Below are 15,730 nucleotides of genomic sequence, written 5' to 3'. Positions count from 1 at the left end.
AATCCTTTATCCAAAAACTGCAGACCAAAGCGCGGCTGCCACCCTGAGGTGGGCCCGCGCTCGGTGGGGGGCTTCAAAAGAGGTATTTCGTCCCTGCCGCTCCATGACTCGGCCGGCATCGCGGCTCGCTTCTCCGGTGTGTCGCTGCGGGCGATTAGCCCCGACAAACAGCGCGTCCGGGAAGATGGTCATGGGGGGTCGACTGGGTCAGCAGGATAGCACGAGAGGACACTATATATGTGGCGCCCCGACCTCTCAAGCACTACGGCTAGTGTGAAACCCCGTACGGCCCCAGACACACAAACGGCGGCTTCGCGGCCTTGGCCCGATCAATACGGGCACCGCGCGACACAACCCGCATGGGCACTGGGCCGGCGGGCCGCAATGGGCCGCGAGGCCGCGCCGTTGCTGGGCCTGCGTTGCCCGTGGTCGTTGCGCTGCGCCGCTTGCGCAGGATTCAAGCAGGGCAAATCCCGAGAAGGTTTTTGGGGTCGCTCAGGCGTCGCCGGCCGAGATCGCCAGCCGGGCCATGCGGTAGCGGATCTGGCGCAGCGACAGGCCCAGGCTGGCAGCCGCCGCGGTGCGGTTGAAGCGGTGCGCCTCCAGCGCCCGCAGCAGGATCGCGCGCTCCACCTCATCGAGATAGCGCGCCAGGTCATCGGGCAGCTCCTCCGGCAGCAGCAGCCCCTCCGCCACCGGCGAGGCCACCACAGGCGTCTCCAGCGCGGCGAACTGCGACTCGCTGCGCCCCTCGTCCAGCAGCGTGTCCGGCAGGCCCAGGTCGTCGGCGTCTATCCACTCGCCACCGGCCAACGCCAGCGCGCGGTGCAACAGGTTCTCCAGCTCGCGCACATTGCCGGGGAAGGCATACCGCGACAGCGTCTGCAGCGCGTCCGCCGTCAACCGCGGCGTGGGCGACACGCCGGCATCCTGCGCGATGCGCGCCAGCACGCGGTTGCTGATCAGGCCCAGGTCCTCCAGTCGCTCGCGCAGCGGCGGCACGCGGATCTGGATGACGTTGAGGCGGTAGAACAAGTCCTGGCGGAAGCGTCCCGCGGCGACCTCGGCGCCGAGATCCTTGTGCGTGGCGCTGAGGATGCGCACATTGATCGGCGTTTCCGCCGTCGCACCGACGGGCCGCACCGAGCGCTCCTGAATGACGCGCAGCAGCTTGCTCTGCATGGCCAGCGGCAGGTCACCGATCTCGTCGAGGAACAGCGTGCCGCCGTCGGCCGCCTGGAAGAAGCCCTCGCGGTCCTCGTTCGCGCCGGTGAAGGCGCCCTTGCGGTAGCCGAAGAACTCGGCCTCCAGCAGGTTCTCGGGGATGGCACCGCAGTTGACGGCGACGAAGCGCGCTTCGGTGCGCACGCCATGGTCGTGGATGGCGCGCGCGACGAGCTCCTTGCCGGTGCCCGACTCGCCCTGCACCAGCACCGGCGCCATGCTGCGGCCCACCTTGTCGATCAGCGCGCGCACCGAGCGAATGGCCGGTGACTCGCCAACCAAGCGCAGCGCGGTTGCCGACACCGTGCTGGCCGGCGTGGGCGTGCGCACGGGTTCCGGCGCGCGTTGGGCGGGCTGGCGCCCCAGCGCCGAGCCGACGACGAGCCGGAACTGGCGCAGGTCCACCGGCTTGGTCAGGTAGTCGAAGGCGCCGGCCTTCAGCGCCTCGACGGCGTTCTCGGCCGAGCCGAAGGCCGTGATGACGACGGCCTTCTCCGGTCTGCCGGCCTGCTCCAGCCAGCGCAGCAGCGCCAGGCCCGAGCCATCGGGCAGCTTCATGTCGGTGATGACGGCGCTGTAGGTCGCGGCCTGCAAGTGCTCCAGCGCCTCGGCCACCGTGCCGGCGCTGTCGATCTCATAGCCCTCGCGCAGCAAGGTCAGCTCGTAGAGCGTGCGCAGGTCCGGCTCGTCATCGACCACCAGCAGGCGCACAGGCGTGGCATTACTCATCGTGACTCGGGCATGCGCAGGCGCACACAGAATTCGTTGGCCGCCGCGTCGGCGGCACGGCGGTAGTCGATGCGGGCGCCATGGCGCTCGCACAGCTCCCGGCAAATATAGAGGCCCAGGCCCGAGCCGCGGCTGCGCGTCGAGAAGAAGGGCTCGAACAGATGCCGCTCGATCTCAGGCGGCACCGGCGGGCCGGCGCTGCGCACGACCAGGTCCAGCGCCTCGCCGCGGCGGTCCAGTGCGACGCGGATCGCTCCGGCGCCGGGCTCGGCATGGCGGTGCGCGTTGTCCAGCAGGTTGACGAGCACACGGCGCAGATGCTCGGCATCGAACAGCGCGATCAACCCGGGCGCGGCGATCTGCAACTGGAAGCGGCTCTGCGCGCCGGGTGCCACGCCGTTGACATGCGCCCAGTCCCTGCAGGTCTCCTGCACGAGGGCGCTGGCATCCAATGGCTGCGTGTCCGGCTGCATGCCCGGCGCCACCTCGGTCACGTCGTCGACCAGGCGCTTGAGGCGCTGCACGTTGGACGCGACCATCTTGGTCAGCTGTTCGGCGCGCATGCCGGCCACGTCCTCGGCGATCAGCGCATTGGCCTGCGCGATGGCCGCGAGCGGGTTGCGGATCTCGTGCGCGATGCCAGCCGACACGCGGCCCATCGCGGCCAGCTTCTCCTGCCGCGTGCGTGCCAGCAGCTCGCGGTTGTCCTCGACGAACAGCACGCACAACTCCTCGCTGCCCTCGCGCTGGCGCGTGAAACGCAGGCGCAGGCGCAGGCTGCGGCTGACGCCACTGTCCAGCGGCAGCATCACGTCGGCCTCGGTGCCCGCGCCGCCGCCGCCGTTCGCGTAAGCCTGCTCCAACGCCTGCACCAGCGGTTGCCAGTCCGGCCGCCCGCGCAGCTGCCAGCTCAACTCGCCGCTGTCGGCACCCAGCAGCGCGCGCGACGCCGGGTTCATCGCCCGGACGCGGCCACGCCGATCGACGACGAGCACCCCCTCCTGCATCTCGTCGATGACGAGGCGGTTCAGCGACTCCTGCTGGCGCGCCAGTGCCAGGCTGCCACGCGCGGCCTTCTCCTCGCGGGCCAGCCGCGCGCTCAGCTCGCCCGCCAGCAGGCTGACGGCGAACAGGCCGCTGCCGACGAGGCCGGCCTGCGTGGTCTTGATGCCAATGTCCACGCCCAGCAGCAGCGACCAGGCGGCCGCGCCAAGCAGGCCCAGCGTCGCGATGGCCGCCGTCGCCAGCGCCAGCATGCGCGGGCTCAGCACGGCCGCCATCAGCACCGGCATGACGAACAGGGCGCCATAGTTCACGCCGCTGGGGTCCAGCGCATGCAACACGCCGAACAGGATCAGGTCCACACCGATCGCGCTCCACCAATGCGGGCTGCTGATGCGCGCCAGGCTGCGCGGCGACGCGCCGCGGCGAAGCTGCGGCAGCAGCCACAGCGCCACCGCAGCCACCGCATAGGAGGCGCTCAGCGCCAACGTCGAGCGCGCCGGTGGTGTCGACAGCACGGAGGCGATCAACTGTGCCGCGATCAGCGCCACGCCCAGCGCCGCGCGCGCGGCGAGAAACGCGCGGTAGAGCCGGTCGAAGGCCGCGCTCGTCTCGGCCGGCTCGGCCGGCGGTGATTCGACGAACCAGCCGCCTTCAGCCACGGGTCGTCGCCACGCTCAGCCCTGGCCCTGCCGGGCCTCGAAGCCCGCGCGGTGCGCGGCGCTGCAGAACACGCCACCCTTGCCGGGCAAGGTCTCGTCCGCGGGCAGGTGCATGCCGCACTCGGCACAGCGCAGCATGGCTTGAGGCCGCGCCGCGGGAGGCGCCGGCGGCGGCGCCTCGGGATCGCGTTCGCGCGGCCGTGATCGCTTCAGGCCCAGCACGAAGAAGAAGCCCGCCAGCAGCAGCAACAGCAGCAGGTACTTCATGCGCCACCCCCGTTGCCCGCGCGCTGCAGGATGACCTCCAGCACGAAGCGCGAGCCGGCATACGACAGCAGCAGCAGCGCGGCGCCGGCGTACAGCCAGCGCGTCGCACGCCGGCCGCGCCAGCCGTAGATGCGTCGGCCCACCAGCAGGCCGGTCAACACCAGCCAGCCCAGCACGGCCAGCAGGTTCTTGTGGTCCCAGCGCCAGGTCGGCGTGAACCACCAGCCCAGCAGGATGGCCAGCGACAGCACGCCCACGCCGGCGGCGACGAACTGGAAGGTCAGCCGCTCCAGCTGCAGCAGCGGCAGCCCGCCGGGCGTGGACTGCTTGCGGCGCAGCTGCGATTCGGCGCGGTTCAGCAGCGCCGCATGCAGCACGGCGACGCCGAACAGGCCGTAGGACGCCAGCCCCAGCACCCAGTGCAGCGGCGCCCAAGGCGAGGCGGCCAACGGCCGGCTCTCGCCGGGGAAGCTCCACGCCAGCAGCACGGCCGCCGCCGCCAACCAGGCCAGCACGCGGCGCACGCTGTGCAGCGGCAGGAAGCGGCTTTCGATCAGATACACCGTCAGCACCAGCCAGGTCGTCATGGACAGCGCCGGCGCGAAGCCGAAGCGCGCGCCCGGCGTGGCCAGGCCGTAGCCGCTGATATCTATATAGAGGGCGATGAATTGCGCGGTCCAGGCCAGCGCCATCGGCGGCACCGAACGCACTGGCGGGCGCGTGGCTGTGTCCAGCTCGCCGGCACGGGCGCGCAGCAGCCCGACCCAGATGTAGCCGAGCAGCGCCAGCACGCTGGCCACGGCCAGTGCGAGACCCGGTCCGACGCCTTGAGCGCCGACGGCGGCGTCTGCGAGGGGGGCGGGCGATAAACTCATGGCTGCAGTGTACTTTTGGGTTCCGTGCGTTCTGCCGGTTCAACCCTCCCCAACGATGGCATCCAACCTCACCGACCGCCTGAGTCGCCTTGTCAAGACGATGCGCGGCCAGGCCCGCATCACCGAGACCAACGTGCAGGACATGCTGCGCGAGGTGCGCATGGCCCTGCTCGAGGCCGACGTGGCCCTGCCCGTCGTGCGCGACTTCATCGCCCGGGTCAAGGAGAAGGCGCTGGGCCAGGAAGTGGTCGGCTCGCTGAACCCCGGCCAGGTGCTGGTCTCGGTCGTGCACAAGGAACTCGCCGCGACCATGGGCGAGGGCGTGGCCGACATCAACCTGGCCGCCCAGCCGCCCGCCGTCATCCTGATGGCCGGCCTGCAGGGCGCCGGCAAGACGACGACGACGGCCAAGCTGGCCAAGCACCTGATCGAGAAGCGCAAGAAAAAGGTGCTGACGGTCAGCGCCGACGTCTACCGCCCCGCCGCCATCGAACAGCTGAAGACCGTCACGCGCCAGGCCGGCGCGGAGTGGTTCGAGTCCACGCCCGAGCAGAAGCCGCGCGACATCGCGCTGGCAGCCCTCGACTACGCCAAGCGCCACTACATCGACGTGCTGCTGGTCGACACGGCCGGCCGCCTGGCCATCGACGAGGCCTTGATGGCCGAGATCAAGGACTTGCACGCGGTACTGAACCCGGTCGAGACGCTGTTCGTCGTCGACGCGATGCAGGGCCAGGACGCGGTCAACACGGCCAAGGCCTTCAAGGACGCGCTGCCGCTGACCGGCGTCATCCTGACCAAGCTGGACGGTGACTCGCGCGGTGGCGCGGCGCTGTCGGTGCGCCAGATCACCGGCGCGCCGATCAAGTTCGCCGGCGTGTCCGAGAAGATCGACGGGCTGGAGGTGTTCGACGCCGACCGCCACGCCGGCCGCGTGCTGGGCATGGGCGACATCGTCGCGCTGGTCGAACAGGTCACGGCCAACGTGGACATGGCCTCGGCGCAGGCCATGGCCGACAAGCTCAAGAGCGGCAGCGGCTTCGATTTGAACGACTTCCTGCAGCAGATCGCGCAGATGAAGAAGATGGGCGGCCTGGGCGGCCTGATGGACAAGCTGCCGCAGAACATGATGGGCAGCAAGCAGCCCGGCCAGGCCGACATGGACCGCGCCGAGCGGGACATGAAGCGCATGGAAGGCATCCTGCGCGCGATGAGCGCCAAGGAGCGTTCGCACCCCGCGTTGTTGATGGACGGCAAGAGCAAGGCCAGCCGCAAGCGCCGCATCGCGGCCGGCGCAGGCGTGCAGATCCAGGACGTCAACCGCCTGCTGAATCAGTTCGACCAGATGCAGCAGATGATGAAGAAGATGAAGGGCGGCGGCCTGATGAAGATGATGAAGCGCATGGGCGGCATGAAGGGCCTGCCCGGCATGTGATCTAGCCGAACAGCACCAGGGCCGCGCAGCCGAGCAGGCCCAGGCCACCCAGGCGGTTCAGCCACGGCCCGGCCGGGGCACGAGCCCGCAGCCGCACGGCGGCCGCGATCAGCAGCGCAAACCAGCCGATGTTGATCAGCTCGAACAGCAGGCCCAGCCGCAGGAAGCCGGCCAGCCAGTCGTCGCTGTCCGACGCCAGGAAGAGCGGGAAGAAGGCGCCGAAGAACAGGATGGGCTTGGGGTTGAGCAGCGTCAGCAGCAGGGCCGGGCCGAAAGCGGCACCGGGGGGCACCTGGGCGGCGTCGCGGGCCGGCGCGCTGCGCAGCATCGCGAGGCCAAGCCAGGCCACATAGCCCGCGCCGACGATGCGCAAGGCCAGCAACGCCGCCGGCCACTGGCGCAGCAACGCGCCCAGACCCAACCCGGCCGCCGCGATCAGCAGCAGGTCGCCCACGACCAGGCCCGCCACGGCCCGCAGCGCGCGCGGCGCCGCAGTGCGCGCCTGGCCCAGCACATACAGCGTCGCCGGCCCCGGCACGACGATGACGAGCAGCGCGGCCAGCAGGAAGGCGCCGAGGTGCTGGATGCCGTTCATGCGCTGACCGCCGCGCCGTTCAACGCGGCGGCATGCGTGTCGATGAGCGCGTCCAGCCAGTCGTCGACGGCGCCGAAGCGCCAGCCCAGGACCGCGGCGCGGCGCGTGTCCATGGCATGCGGCGCGGCGTAGTTGAAATCGTCCGCTGCGTCGCCCGGAGCCAGCCGTACCTCCCTGCCCAGCCGTGCGGCGATGCGCGCGCGCAGCCCGGGTGCCGTCAGCGTGCCAGCACTGGCGACATTGAGGGGGCCGCGAAAGTCCTGGCGGCCGGCCCAGACCAGCAGCTCGACGACGCCGGCCACATCGATGAAGGAGGTTCCGCCCGGCACTGCCGCATGCCGCAGGGTCTCGCCGCGCAGCACCGCCTCGACATGGCCGCGCAGCCGGCCGGTGAAGTCTTCCGGCCCGCCCAGCACATGGGCCAGGCGCAGCGTCGCGGCCGGCAGCCCGGGCGCGGCCAGCAACGCGGCCTCCGCGCGGCGCTTGCCGTCGCCATAGGCGGTGGGCGGGTGCGCCACGGCCTGCGCCGGGTCGAGATCGTCTTCGCGGTACGCCCGCTGCAACCGGCCATGCAGCGCGTCGTAGACCTCGATGGTCGACGTCATCAGGTAGCGCCCCACCCGCCCGGCGAACAGCCGCGCGGCCAGCGCCGCTTCGTCCGGGCCGTAGCACATCTGGTCGTAGACCAGGTCGAAGCGCGCATCGCCGAAGGCGGCCTGCATGGCCATCGCGTCGCCGCGGTCCACCGCGATGCGGCGCACCCGCGTGCCGAAGGGGTCGGGCGTGCGCCCGCGCGTCGCGACGGTCACGCGCTCGCCGGCGGCGAGCAGCGCCTCGACAAGGCGGATGCCGAAATAGCGCGTGCCGCCGATGACCAGGATTTCTTGACCCATGACTGCTCCTTGGATTGCCTGGAGCGCAGTCTTCCCTCTGGCCATTCCGGTGGAAAGCGAGAATTGCCAACCCTGAGGATTAGCCAAACCTAGCCTTCACCATGCCCAAGCCGTTTGCCAGCCTGTCCGGCCTGCTGGACTTCGAGGCGGCCGCCCGCCTCGGCAGCTTCCGCGCCGCTGCGGCCGAGCTGCACAAGACGCCGGCCGCCCTGAGCCAGCAGATCAAGCTGCTGGAGCAGTCCCTCGGCCTGCCGCTGTTCGTTCGCCACCCGCGCCACGTCGCCATCACGCCGCCCGGCCAGGCGCTCGCGGCAACCGTCACGCGCATGCTGGGTGAGCTGCGCGGCCAGGTGCTGGCGCTGCGCGAGACGCAGGACCCGCACAGGGTGCGCGTGTCCAGCACGCATTCGCTGACGATGAAGTTCCTGGTGCCGCGGCTGCACCGCTTCACGGCTGCGCACCCGGCGGCGGACGTGCGTGTGGAGGCCAGCGACCAGCTCGCGGACCTGGACGGCGGCGGCTGCGACCTCGCGCTGCGCTACCAGTCGCTGGCCACGATGGACGCGCCGCCGCTGTATGCCGAGCAATCGGTGGTCGCCTACAGCCCGGCGCTTGTCGCCAAGCCGGTGCCGCTGGCCGGGCTGCTGCGCCAGCCACTGCTGCACGAGGAGGGCGGGCTGGACGCTTGGCAGCGACTGCTGGCGCGCGAGGGCCTGGCGTCTCGCCGCCACCTGGACTTCTCACGCGCCTGCAGCCACGGCGGGTTGCTGGTGCAGGCCGCCGTGGCGGGCCTGGGCGTGGGCCTCGTGCCGTTCGCGCTGGCGGCCGAGGACCTGGCGCAAGGGCGCCTCGTGCGGGCCGACTGCGCGCCGCTGCCCTCGGCCTATGGCTACCGCCTGCTGCGCGGCGCCGCACGCGGCAGCGCGCCGGCGGTGAAGGTCTTCGAGGCCTGGATCAAGGCCGAGTTCGAGCAACTGACGCCGGACGGCCCGGTGGGGACACAAGTGCTCACACTTGGTCCCAAGGTCAGGGGACGGCCGGGCATGGCCAAGGGCAGTCGCGGCCGCTAGCGTGTCGCGCATGCTCAACCTCCAACTCCCCCGCGCCGTGGGCGCCTGGCTGAACCGCCTGACCCGACCGGACGGCCCCCTGAGCGCCGACGCGGCCGACACCGTGATGCGCTGGCCACCCACGCCGGCGCGCGTGCTGGTGAGCTCGGAGCGGCATGCCCACAAATGCATCGCCCAGGCGCTGGCGCTGGAGCACCCCAAGGGTTTCCTGCTCGCGCATGTGCCCCTGCACAAGCTGGTGCGGGTGCCGCGCCAGCATTCCTATCGCGAATGGCTGTCGCGCACTGGTCTGCTGACCGTTGACTTCGCGCTGTGCGACGAGCACGGCTATGTGCGCTCGGTGGTGATGCTGCCCATCCCCGAAGACCAGCCCCGCCAGGCCCGCAAGCGCGAGCGCTTGCTGCGCGTGCTGGGGGCGACCGAGCTGGTACTCACGCAGTGGGACCGCGAATGGCAAGGCGAGGATGGCGAGCGCCTGCGCACCACGCTTTTCCCGAAGCCGCGCGGTGCCGGCTACTACGCCGACACACCGCACGCGCACTGAGCTGACGCCCCTCGCCCGGTCTGAGCGCGGCTTGGTGCTCAGGCCGCGAGGGTCACTCCAGCAGCGCCCGGGCGAATTCGCGGGCGCTGAAGGTCTCGAGGTCTTCCAGCTTCTCGCCCACGCCGATGAAGTAGACCGGCACGGGCCGCTCGCGCGCGATGGCCGCCAGCACGCCGCCCTTGGCGGTGCCGTCCAGCTTGGTGACGATGAGGCCCGTCAGCCCGAGCGCCTCGTCGAAGGCCTTGACCTGGTTCAGCGCGTTCTGGCCGGTGTTGCCGTCCACCACCAGCAGCACCTCGTGCGGCGCGTCGGCTTGCGCCTTGGCGATGACGCGCTTGATCTTCTTCAGCTCCTCCATCAGGTGGATCTGCGTGGGCAGGCGGCCCGCCGTGTCGGCAATGACCACGTCGGCACCGCGCGCACGGCCGGCGTTGACGGCGTCGAAGGACACCGCGGCCGGGTCGCCGCCCTCCTGGCTGATGATCTCGACCTTGGCGCGGTCGGCCCACACGCCCAGCTGCTCGCGCGCGGCGGCGCGGAAGGTGTCGGCCGCGGCCAGCAAGACCTTCTGGTCGGCCTCGGCCAGGTGGCGGGTCAGCTTGCCGATGCTGGTCGTCTTGCCGGCACCGTTGACGCCCACGACCATCATCACGGTGGGCGTGAAGCGGCCGACTTCCAGGCTTCGCTCCAGCGGCGCCAGCAGCTCGGCCAGCGCGTCGATCAGCAGCGCACGCACGGCCTGCGGGTCCGTGGCACGGGCGTCCTTCACGCGGCGCTTCAGGTCGTCGAGCAGGAACTGCGTGGCCTTGACGCCGGCGTCGGCCATCAGCAACGCCTCTTCCAGCTCCTCGTAAAGCTGGTCGTCGATCTTGGTGCCGCTGAAGACGCCGGCAATGCTGCCGCCGGTCTTGCGCAGGCCGGCGCGCAAGCGCTCCATCCAGCTCTGGCGCGGTGCAGCGGCCGGTTCGGGCGTCGGCGGTGGCGGGGCCATGGGCCGGGCGGGCGCAGCCACCACGGGCGCAGGGGTCTGCGGGGCGGCAACCGGGACGGCGGCGGGCGCTGCCACCGGCGTGGGCGTGGCGGCAGGCGCTGCAGGCGGCGGTGGCGGGCTGGCCGGCTTGGTGACCCAGCCCTCGGGCAGCAGGGTCGGCGCCTCAGCGGGGGCAGGAGCCGGCGCCGTCTTCTTGAAGAAACTGAACATAGCCGGGCATTTTCGCCTGCCGCCACGACAAGGCCCTGACGGGGCCTTTCTCGCACGCGCTTGATTTTTTGGTGGCGGTGAACGGGGTGACACTGATCCAGGCTCCCCGCACTCCCGGTCCGCTATGCACGCTGCTCTGCCGTCTGCTCCGTCGCCCCGCTCCGCCATCTGGTGGGCGGCGCTTTTGCTGTGCGGGGCCTTGCAGGCGCAAGACCTGCCCGGCCAGCAGGCGCCCACCGCCGTCAGCACGCCGGCGCCGGCGACCGTCCCGGTGGTCAAGCCCGAGCGCACCTACCTGATGTCGGCCTTCATGGCGACCTCGCAGAACACGCTGAGCCTGTTCAGTTCGGCCGACGGCATCAACTTCACGTCGCTGGGCTCGGAGGTCTACACGCCGGCCAAGGAGCTGCTGCGCGACCCGTCCATCATCCGCGCGGCGGACGGCCTCTACTACGTCGCCTACACGACCAACTGGAACGGTTCGACCTTCGGCATCGCCAAGTCGGCCGACCTGAAGGCGTGGACGCATGTGGCCGACGTGCCCGTGAAGCTCCCGGGGGTGAAAAACGTCTGGGCGCCGGAATGGTTCCGCGACAGCGACGGCAGCTTGAAGCTGGTCGTCAGCCTGTCCACCACCGGCACGCAGGGCCCTTTCGGTGCCTACACCGTGAAGGCGCTGGACGCAGGCTTCACGAAGTTCGGCGAGCCCGTGCCCATGCAGGGGCTGGAGAAGAACTACATCGACACCTTCGTCATCCCCCACGAAGGCCGCTACGTGGCCTTCACGAAGAACGAGACGACCAAGTTCATCGAGCTGGCGACGGCACCGTCGCTGGACGGCCCATGGACCTTCCAGAAGACCGGCGACTGGGCCGGCTGGGGCGGCCCGTCGGAGGGCCAGGCCCTGGTGCCCATCAAGGGCACGGACGGCAAAGCAGGCTGGCGCATCTACTTCGACGACTACATGACGAAGCGCTACTGGTATTCCGACAGCTTCGACGGCCTGCAGACGTGGACGGCCAAGAAGGAGCTGGGCGGCGTGTCGGGCACCGTGCGGCACTTCACCGTCATTTCCGAAGAGACCGCGCAGATCGAGCGCGCGACGGCGCCCAAGGCCAAGCCCAGAACCATCGCCTGGGACCGCCATTCGCTCATCATCGACGGCCGTCGCGAGATGATCTTCGCCGGTGAGTTCCACCCCTTCCGCCTGCCCTCGCCCAGCCTGTGGCGCGACGTGCTGCAGAAGATGAAGGCCTCGGGACTGAACGCCGTCTCGTTCTATTTCAGCTGGGGCTACCACTCGGCCAAGCCGGGCCATTACGACTTCACCGGCGTGCGCAACATGGAGCGCGCCATCCAGATGGCCGAGGAGGAAGGCCTGTACGTCATCGCCCGCATGGGTCCGTACGTGAACGCCGAGCTGACGGCCGGCGGTTTCCCCGGCTGGCTGCTGCGCCAGCGCGCCGAGGCGCGCACCGACGCGGCCGAGTACCAGGCCGCTGCCGACGAGTGGATGACGCAGATCAACGCGATCCTGGCCCGCCACCAGGCCACCAATGGCGGCGGCAACGTCATCGCGTACCAGATCGAGAACGAGCTGTTCGCGGTGAACCCCAAGAACATCCGTCACATGCAGCACCTGGCGGACAAGGCGCGGGCCGATGGCATCACGGTGCCGCTGTTCCACAACGCCGCGTCGCGACTGCCGGACTGGACGCCCAAGAACTCCACCGCGCCGTTTGCCAACCCCGGTCCGACCGACCTCTACGCCTTTGACGGCTACCCCGGCGGCGTCTGCGGCGTGGACGCCACGCCCGGCACGCCCGCACCGGCGCCGGACTGGGGCCTCTACGGCAAGAACTTCCCCAAGGTCGGCTCGCAAGCCTCGCCCAACACGCCCGGCTTCGTCGCCGAGATCGGCGCGGGCTGGTTCGACTACTGGGGCAGCAACGGCACCTACGAATGCACGGCGCAGCGCCAGGGCCCGGGCTACCAGCGCGTGTTCTACGGCAGCAGCCTCATCAACGCGCTGACCATCCACTCCATCTACATGGCCTTCGGCGGCACCAGCTGGGGCTGGCAGCCGGGACCCATCGTCTACACGAGCTACGACTACGGCTCGCCCATCAGCGAAGCCCGCGTCATGCGCGACAAGGCGCTGGTGCTCAAGCAGATGGGCGGCTTCGTGCAGGCCGCCACGCCCGTGCTCGCGCAGATGGACAAGGGCGAGGTGCTGGACCCGGGCAACGCGAAGGTCAGGCTGTACCACAACGTCAACAAGGCGCTGGGCAGCCATGTGCTGCTGGCGCAGCACAACCATCTGGAAGGCACGGCCGCCTTCGGCTTCAAGCTACAGACCAAGGACGGCAGCTACCAGGTGCCGCAGGCCGGCAAGCTGACGCTAACGGGCCAGGACGCCAAGCTGCTGCTGGCCAGCTATGCGCTGGAGCGCCAGCACCTGATCTACAGCACCAGCGAGCTGCAGGCGCAGTTGCAGCAAGGCGCGCGCGACGTGGCGCTGTTCTACGGCCGCAACGGTGACGACGGCGAGACCGTGCTGCGCTACGCGTCCAAGCCGACCGTGCAGCTGCTGCGCGGCCAAGCCCAGGTGAACTGGGATGCCAAGAGCGGCGACCTGCGGTTGAACTACGCCCATCAAGGCCTCATCGAGATCCTCATCAGCGGCGCGGGTCGAGCGCCCCTGCTGCTGCTGGTCGCCGACGAGAAGACCGGCCAGGCCTTCTGGCGCCTGCAGGCCGGCGGCCAGGCGGTGCTGGTGCGCAGCCCAGGCCTCGTGCGCTCGGCGACGATCGACGGCAAGACGCTGCAACTGCGCGGTGACACGACGGCCCCAAGCACGCTGCGCGCCTGGGTGCCCGAGGGCATCACCGGCTTGAGCTTCAACGGCCAGGCCGTCGCCACCGCCGCGCAGGACTTCAGCCTCACCGCCCGCGCCGCGCTGCCTGGCCCCGACGCTGTTCGTCTGCCCGACCTGACGCAGCTGACGTGGATGCGCCGCTTCGACTCGCTCGAAGCCGATCCCAAGTTCGACGACAGCGCCTGGCGCAAGACCGACGCCGGCGCGTCGGCCGCCAACGTCTACACCGCGCCCGACAAGGGCCAGCCGGTGCTGGCGATGAGTGACTACGGCTTCCATCATGGCGACGTCTGGTACCGCGGCCGCTTCACGACGACGGCCGATACCAAGCCGCTGCAGCTGGAACTCTTCTTCGGCGGCGGTGGCGCCGGGATGATCCAGGTCTGGCTGGACGGGCGATTCCTCGGCCAGCAGGAGCACGACACCGGCCGGCCCTTCCCCGAGACGACCGACACCTTCCGGCAGTTGCTGAAGGACCTGCCGCCGGGCGAGCATGTCATCTCCGTCGTCGTGCGCAACAACTCGCACAACTGGGACCTGTTTGCCGACGATGTGCACAAGGAGGCGCGAGGCCTGATTTCCGCGTCCATCACACCCAGGGGTGGCCAGCGCTCCGGCACGCCCATCGCCTGGAAGATCCAGGGCAACAAGGGCGGCGAGGACATCGCCGACCTTGTGCGCGGCCCCATGAACAGCGGCGGCCTGCACGGCGAGCGCATGGGCTGGCATCTGCCCATCGATGCCAGCAAACCGCAGCCAGGCTGGGACTCGACGACACCCGGCGCCGCACCGCCCGCCCCGGGCACCTACTGGCTGCGCAGCCACTTCAAGCTAGACCTGCCCGCCGGCCATGACGTGCAGCTGGGCCTGGCCTTCGGTGACACCACCAAGCCGCGCTCCGAGGTCGAGAACCGCGCGCTGATCTTCGTCAACGGCTGGAACCTGGGCCAGTTCATCGCCCACATCGGCCCGCAGCGCGTCTTCGTGCTGCCGCCAGGCATCCTGAACCCGAACGGCGAGAACACGCTGACCTTGGCCGTCACGACCGACGGCCAGGCCGCCAACGCGCTGGAGACCGTGCGACTGGTGCCGCTGGCCGTCGCACGCGGCGGCGTACCGTTGGAGCCCGTGCCCCAGCCTCGAACCCTGCAGCGCTGAACTGCCAAGAATTCACCGAGACAAGACCATGTCCAACCAGATCCTCAAGCCCGTCGACTCTTCCAAGATCCATCCGCTGCTGGCCCATCACACGGCACACCTCGGCGCGGACCGCGACGACATCCGCGGCGCCATCGATCGCCTGATCCACAACCTGATCAACATCGAGGACAGCGACGGCAAGTTCCTGCTGCGCCTGGACGACGGCCGCGTGCTGGACACCAAGGGCTGGAACGGCTTCGAGTGGACGCATGGCGTGGGCTTGTACGGCGTCTACAAGGTCTGGGAGCTGACCGGCGACCCCAAGGCCTGGGACATCATGACGAGCTGGTTCGAGGCGCGCTTTGCAGAAGGCATGCCCAGCCGCAACATCAACACGGTCGCACCCTTCCTGACGCTGGCCTACCTGTTCGACCGCACCGGCGACCGCCGCTTCCTGCCCTACATCGACCGTTGGGCCGAGTGGGTCTACAACGAGCTGCCGCGCACCGAGGAAGGCGGCTTCCAGCACATCGTCTACAACAGCGTGAACCACCAGCAGCTGTGGGACGACACGCTGATGATGTCGGTGCTGCCGCTGGCCAAGTTCGGCCTGCTGCTGAACCGGCCGCACTACGTGGAAGAGGCCAAGCGCCAGTTCCTCGTCCACATCAAGTACCTGTCCGACCGCAAGACCGGCCTGTGGTTCCACGGCTGGACCTTCGACGGGCGCCACAACTTCGCCAATGCCTTGTGGGCGCGCGGCAACTCGTGGGTCACCATCGTCATCCCCGAGTTCATCGAGCTGCTGAACCTGCCCGAGGGTGATGCGTTCCGCCAGTTCCTGGTCTCGACGCTGGAAGCGCAGGTGAAGGCCCTGGCGCAGTTCCAGTCGCCGTCGGGCCTGTGGCCCACGCTGCTGGACGACCCGACCTCGTATGACGAGGCCGCCGCGTCGGCCGGCTTTGCCTACGGCATCCTGAAGGCCGTCCGCAAGGGCTACATCGCCAAGGACTACGAGGCTTTCGGCGTGAAGGCCGCGCTGGCCGTGCGCAAGCACATCAACGACGCGGGCGAGCTGACGCAGGTCAGCTTCGGCACGCCGGTGTTCAATACGCTGCAGGAATACAAGGACATCCCGCTGACGTCCATGCCCTTCGGCCAGGCGATGGCGCTGCTGGCGATGGGCGAGTTGCTGGTGCGCTTCATCTGAGCCCG

General features: G+C 69.9%; 12 protein-coding genes. 5 read left to right on the top strand and 7 right to left on the bottom strand.

Annotation, left to right across the window (positions count from 1 at the left end; genetic code table 11):
- Positions 1 to 495: 495 nt before the first annotated feature.
- The 4 genes from AC1D29_RS07670 to AC1D29_RS07655 are packed head-to-tail and all read right to left on the bottom strand — an operon-like array spanning position 496 to position 4,759.
- The gene (locus tag AC1D29_RS07670) at positions 496 to 1,953 is read right to left on the bottom strand and encodes a sigma-54-dependent transcriptional regulator (RefSeq protein WP_477895804.1); all 1,458 of its coding nucleotides are present in this window, start codon (positions 1,951 to 1,953) and stop codon (positions 496 to 498) included.
- On the bottom strand, positions 1,950 to 3,617 hold the full coding sequence (locus AC1D29_RS07665) for a sensor histidine kinase (RefSeq protein WP_477895802.1): 1,668 nt from the start codon (positions 3,615 to 3,617) through the stop codon (positions 1,950 to 1,952). Before AC1D29_RS07665 ends, AC1D29_RS07670 begins: the two co-directional genes overlap by 4 nt.
- Before the next feature lie 15 nt (positions 3,618 to 3,632).
- Positions 3,633 to 3,884 carry a PP0621 family protein gene (locus tag AC1D29_RS07660; RefSeq protein WP_477895800.1) on the bottom strand — a complete coding sequence of 84 codons (252 nt, stop codon included), beginning with the start codon at positions 3,882 to 3,884 and terminating at the stop codon, positions 3,633 to 3,635.
- Positions 3,881 to 4,759: a cytochrome C assembly family protein gene (locus AC1D29_RS07655; RefSeq protein WP_477895798.1), complete on the bottom strand. Its 879-nt coding sequence runs from the start codon at positions 4,757 to 4,759 to the stop codon at positions 3,881 to 3,883. The genes AC1D29_RS07660 and AC1D29_RS07655 overlap by 4 nt, the downstream gene beginning before the upstream one ends.
- Positions 4,760 to 4,814: 55 nt before the next feature.
- Here AC1D29_RS07655 and ffh point away from each other — a divergent pair, with 55 nt between their 5' ends.
- Complete coding sequence (gene ffh, locus AC1D29_RS07650; protein WP_477895796.1) at positions 4,815 to 6,194, top strand: signal recognition particle protein; 1,380 nt, start codon at positions 4,815 to 4,817, stop codon at positions 6,192 to 6,194.
- Between the two features lies 1 nt (position 6,195).
- On the opposite strand, the gene AC1D29_RS07645 is transcribed toward ffh, so the two are convergent.
- Positions 6,196 to 6,789: a LysE family transporter gene (locus AC1D29_RS07645; RefSeq protein ID WP_477895794.1), complete on the bottom strand. Its 594-nt coding sequence runs from the start codon at positions 6,787 to 6,789 to the stop codon at positions 6,196 to 6,198.
- Entirely contained in the window at positions 6,786 to 7,682 is an 897-nt protein-coding gene (locus AC1D29_RS07640) for an NAD-dependent epimerase/dehydratase family protein (protein ID WP_477895792.1), read from the bottom strand. Before AC1D29_RS07640 ends, AC1D29_RS07645 begins: the two co-directional genes overlap by 4 nt.
- A gap of 101 nt (positions 7,683 to 7,783) precedes the next feature.
- Here AC1D29_RS07640 and AC1D29_RS07635 point away from each other — a divergent pair, with 101 nt between their 5' ends.
- Positions 7,784 to 8,752 carry a LysR substrate-binding domain-containing protein gene (locus AC1D29_RS07635; protein WP_477895790.1) on the top strand — a complete coding sequence of 323 codons (969 nt, stop codon included), beginning with the start codon at positions 7,784 to 7,786 and terminating at the stop codon, positions 8,750 to 8,752.
- 10 nt (positions 8,753 to 8,762) lie between these two features.
- On the top strand, positions 8,763 to 9,296 hold the full coding sequence (locus tag AC1D29_RS07630) for a hypothetical protein (protein WP_477895788.1): 534 nt from the start codon (positions 8,763 to 8,765) through the stop codon (positions 9,294 to 9,296).
- A 52-nt stretch (positions 9,297 to 9,348) separates the two neighbouring features.
- On the opposite strand, the gene ftsY is transcribed toward AC1D29_RS07630, so the two are convergent.
- Entirely contained in the window at positions 9,349 to 10,497 is a 1,149-nt protein-coding gene (gene ftsY / locus AC1D29_RS07625; RefSeq protein ID WP_477895786.1) for a signal recognition particle-docking protein FtsY, read from the bottom strand.
- A gap of 124 nt (positions 10,498 to 10,621) precedes the next feature.
- Here ftsY and AC1D29_RS07620 point away from each other — a divergent pair, with 124 nt between their 5' ends.
- Together AC1D29_RS07620 and bglB are read left to right on the top strand one after the other, a co-directional pair.
- Positions 10,622 to 14,533, top strand: coding sequence for a beta-galactosidase (locus AC1D29_RS07620; protein WP_477895784.1), 3,912 nt, complete (start codon positions 10,622 to 10,624; stop codon positions 14,531 to 14,533).
- Between the two features lie 28 nt (positions 14,534 to 14,561).
- Positions 14,562 to 15,725: a beta-galactosidase BglB gene (gene bglB / locus AC1D29_RS07615; protein ID WP_477895782.1), complete on the top strand. Its 1,164-nt coding sequence runs from the start codon at positions 14,562 to 14,564 to the stop codon at positions 15,723 to 15,725.
- Positions 15,726 to 15,730 lie beyond the last annotated feature (5 nt).

It is taken from the genome of Roseateles sp. P1_C6, assembly GCF_056406315.1.
This window is presented reverse-complemented; position numbering and strand designations above follow the sequence as displayed.

Excerpts from the sequence above, each read along its gene's own strand:
- AC1D29_RS07635 (WP_477895790.1), top strand. The coding sequence starts at position 7,784 with ATGCCCAAGCCGTTTGCCAGCCTGTCCGGCCTGCTGGACTTCGAGGCG.
- bglB (WP_477895782.1), top strand. The coding sequence starts at position 14,562 with ATGTCCAACCAGATCCTCAAGCCCGTCGACTCTTCCAAGATCCATCCG.
- AC1D29_RS07670 (WP_477895804.1), bottom strand. The coding sequence starts at position 1,953 with ATGAGTAATGCCACGCCTGTGCGCCTGCTGGTGGTCGATGACGAGCCG.
- ftsY (WP_477895786.1), bottom strand. The coding sequence starts at position 10,497 with ATGTTCAGTTTCTTCAAGAAGACGGCGCCGGCTCCTGCCCCCGCTGAG.
- AC1D29_RS07655 (WP_477895798.1), bottom strand. The coding sequence starts at position 4,759 with ATGAGTTTATCGCCCGCCCCCCTCGCAGACGCCGCCGTCGGCGCTCAA.
- ffh (WP_477895796.1), top strand. The coding sequence starts at position 4,815 with ATGGCATCCAACCTCACCGACCGCCTGAGTCGCCTTGTCAAGACGATG.
- AC1D29_RS07645 (WP_477895794.1), bottom strand. The coding sequence starts at position 6,789 with ATGAACGGCATCCAGCACCTCGGCGCCTTCCTGCTGGCCGCGCTGCTC.
- AC1D29_RS07640 (WP_477895792.1), bottom strand. The coding sequence starts at position 7,682 with ATGGGTCAAGAAATCCTGGTCATCGGCGGCACGCGCTATTTCGGCATC.
- AC1D29_RS07620 (WP_477895784.1), top strand. The coding sequence starts at position 10,622 with ATGCACGCTGCTCTGCCGTCTGCTCCGTCGCCCCGCTCCGCCATCTGG.
- AC1D29_RS07660 (WP_477895800.1), bottom strand. The coding sequence starts at position 3,884 with ATGAAGTACCTGCTGCTGTTGCTGCTGCTGGCGGGCTTCTTCTTCGTG.
- AC1D29_RS07630 (WP_477895788.1), top strand. The coding sequence starts at position 8,763 with ATGCTCAACCTCCAACTCCCCCGCGCCGTGGGCGCCTGGCTGAACCGC.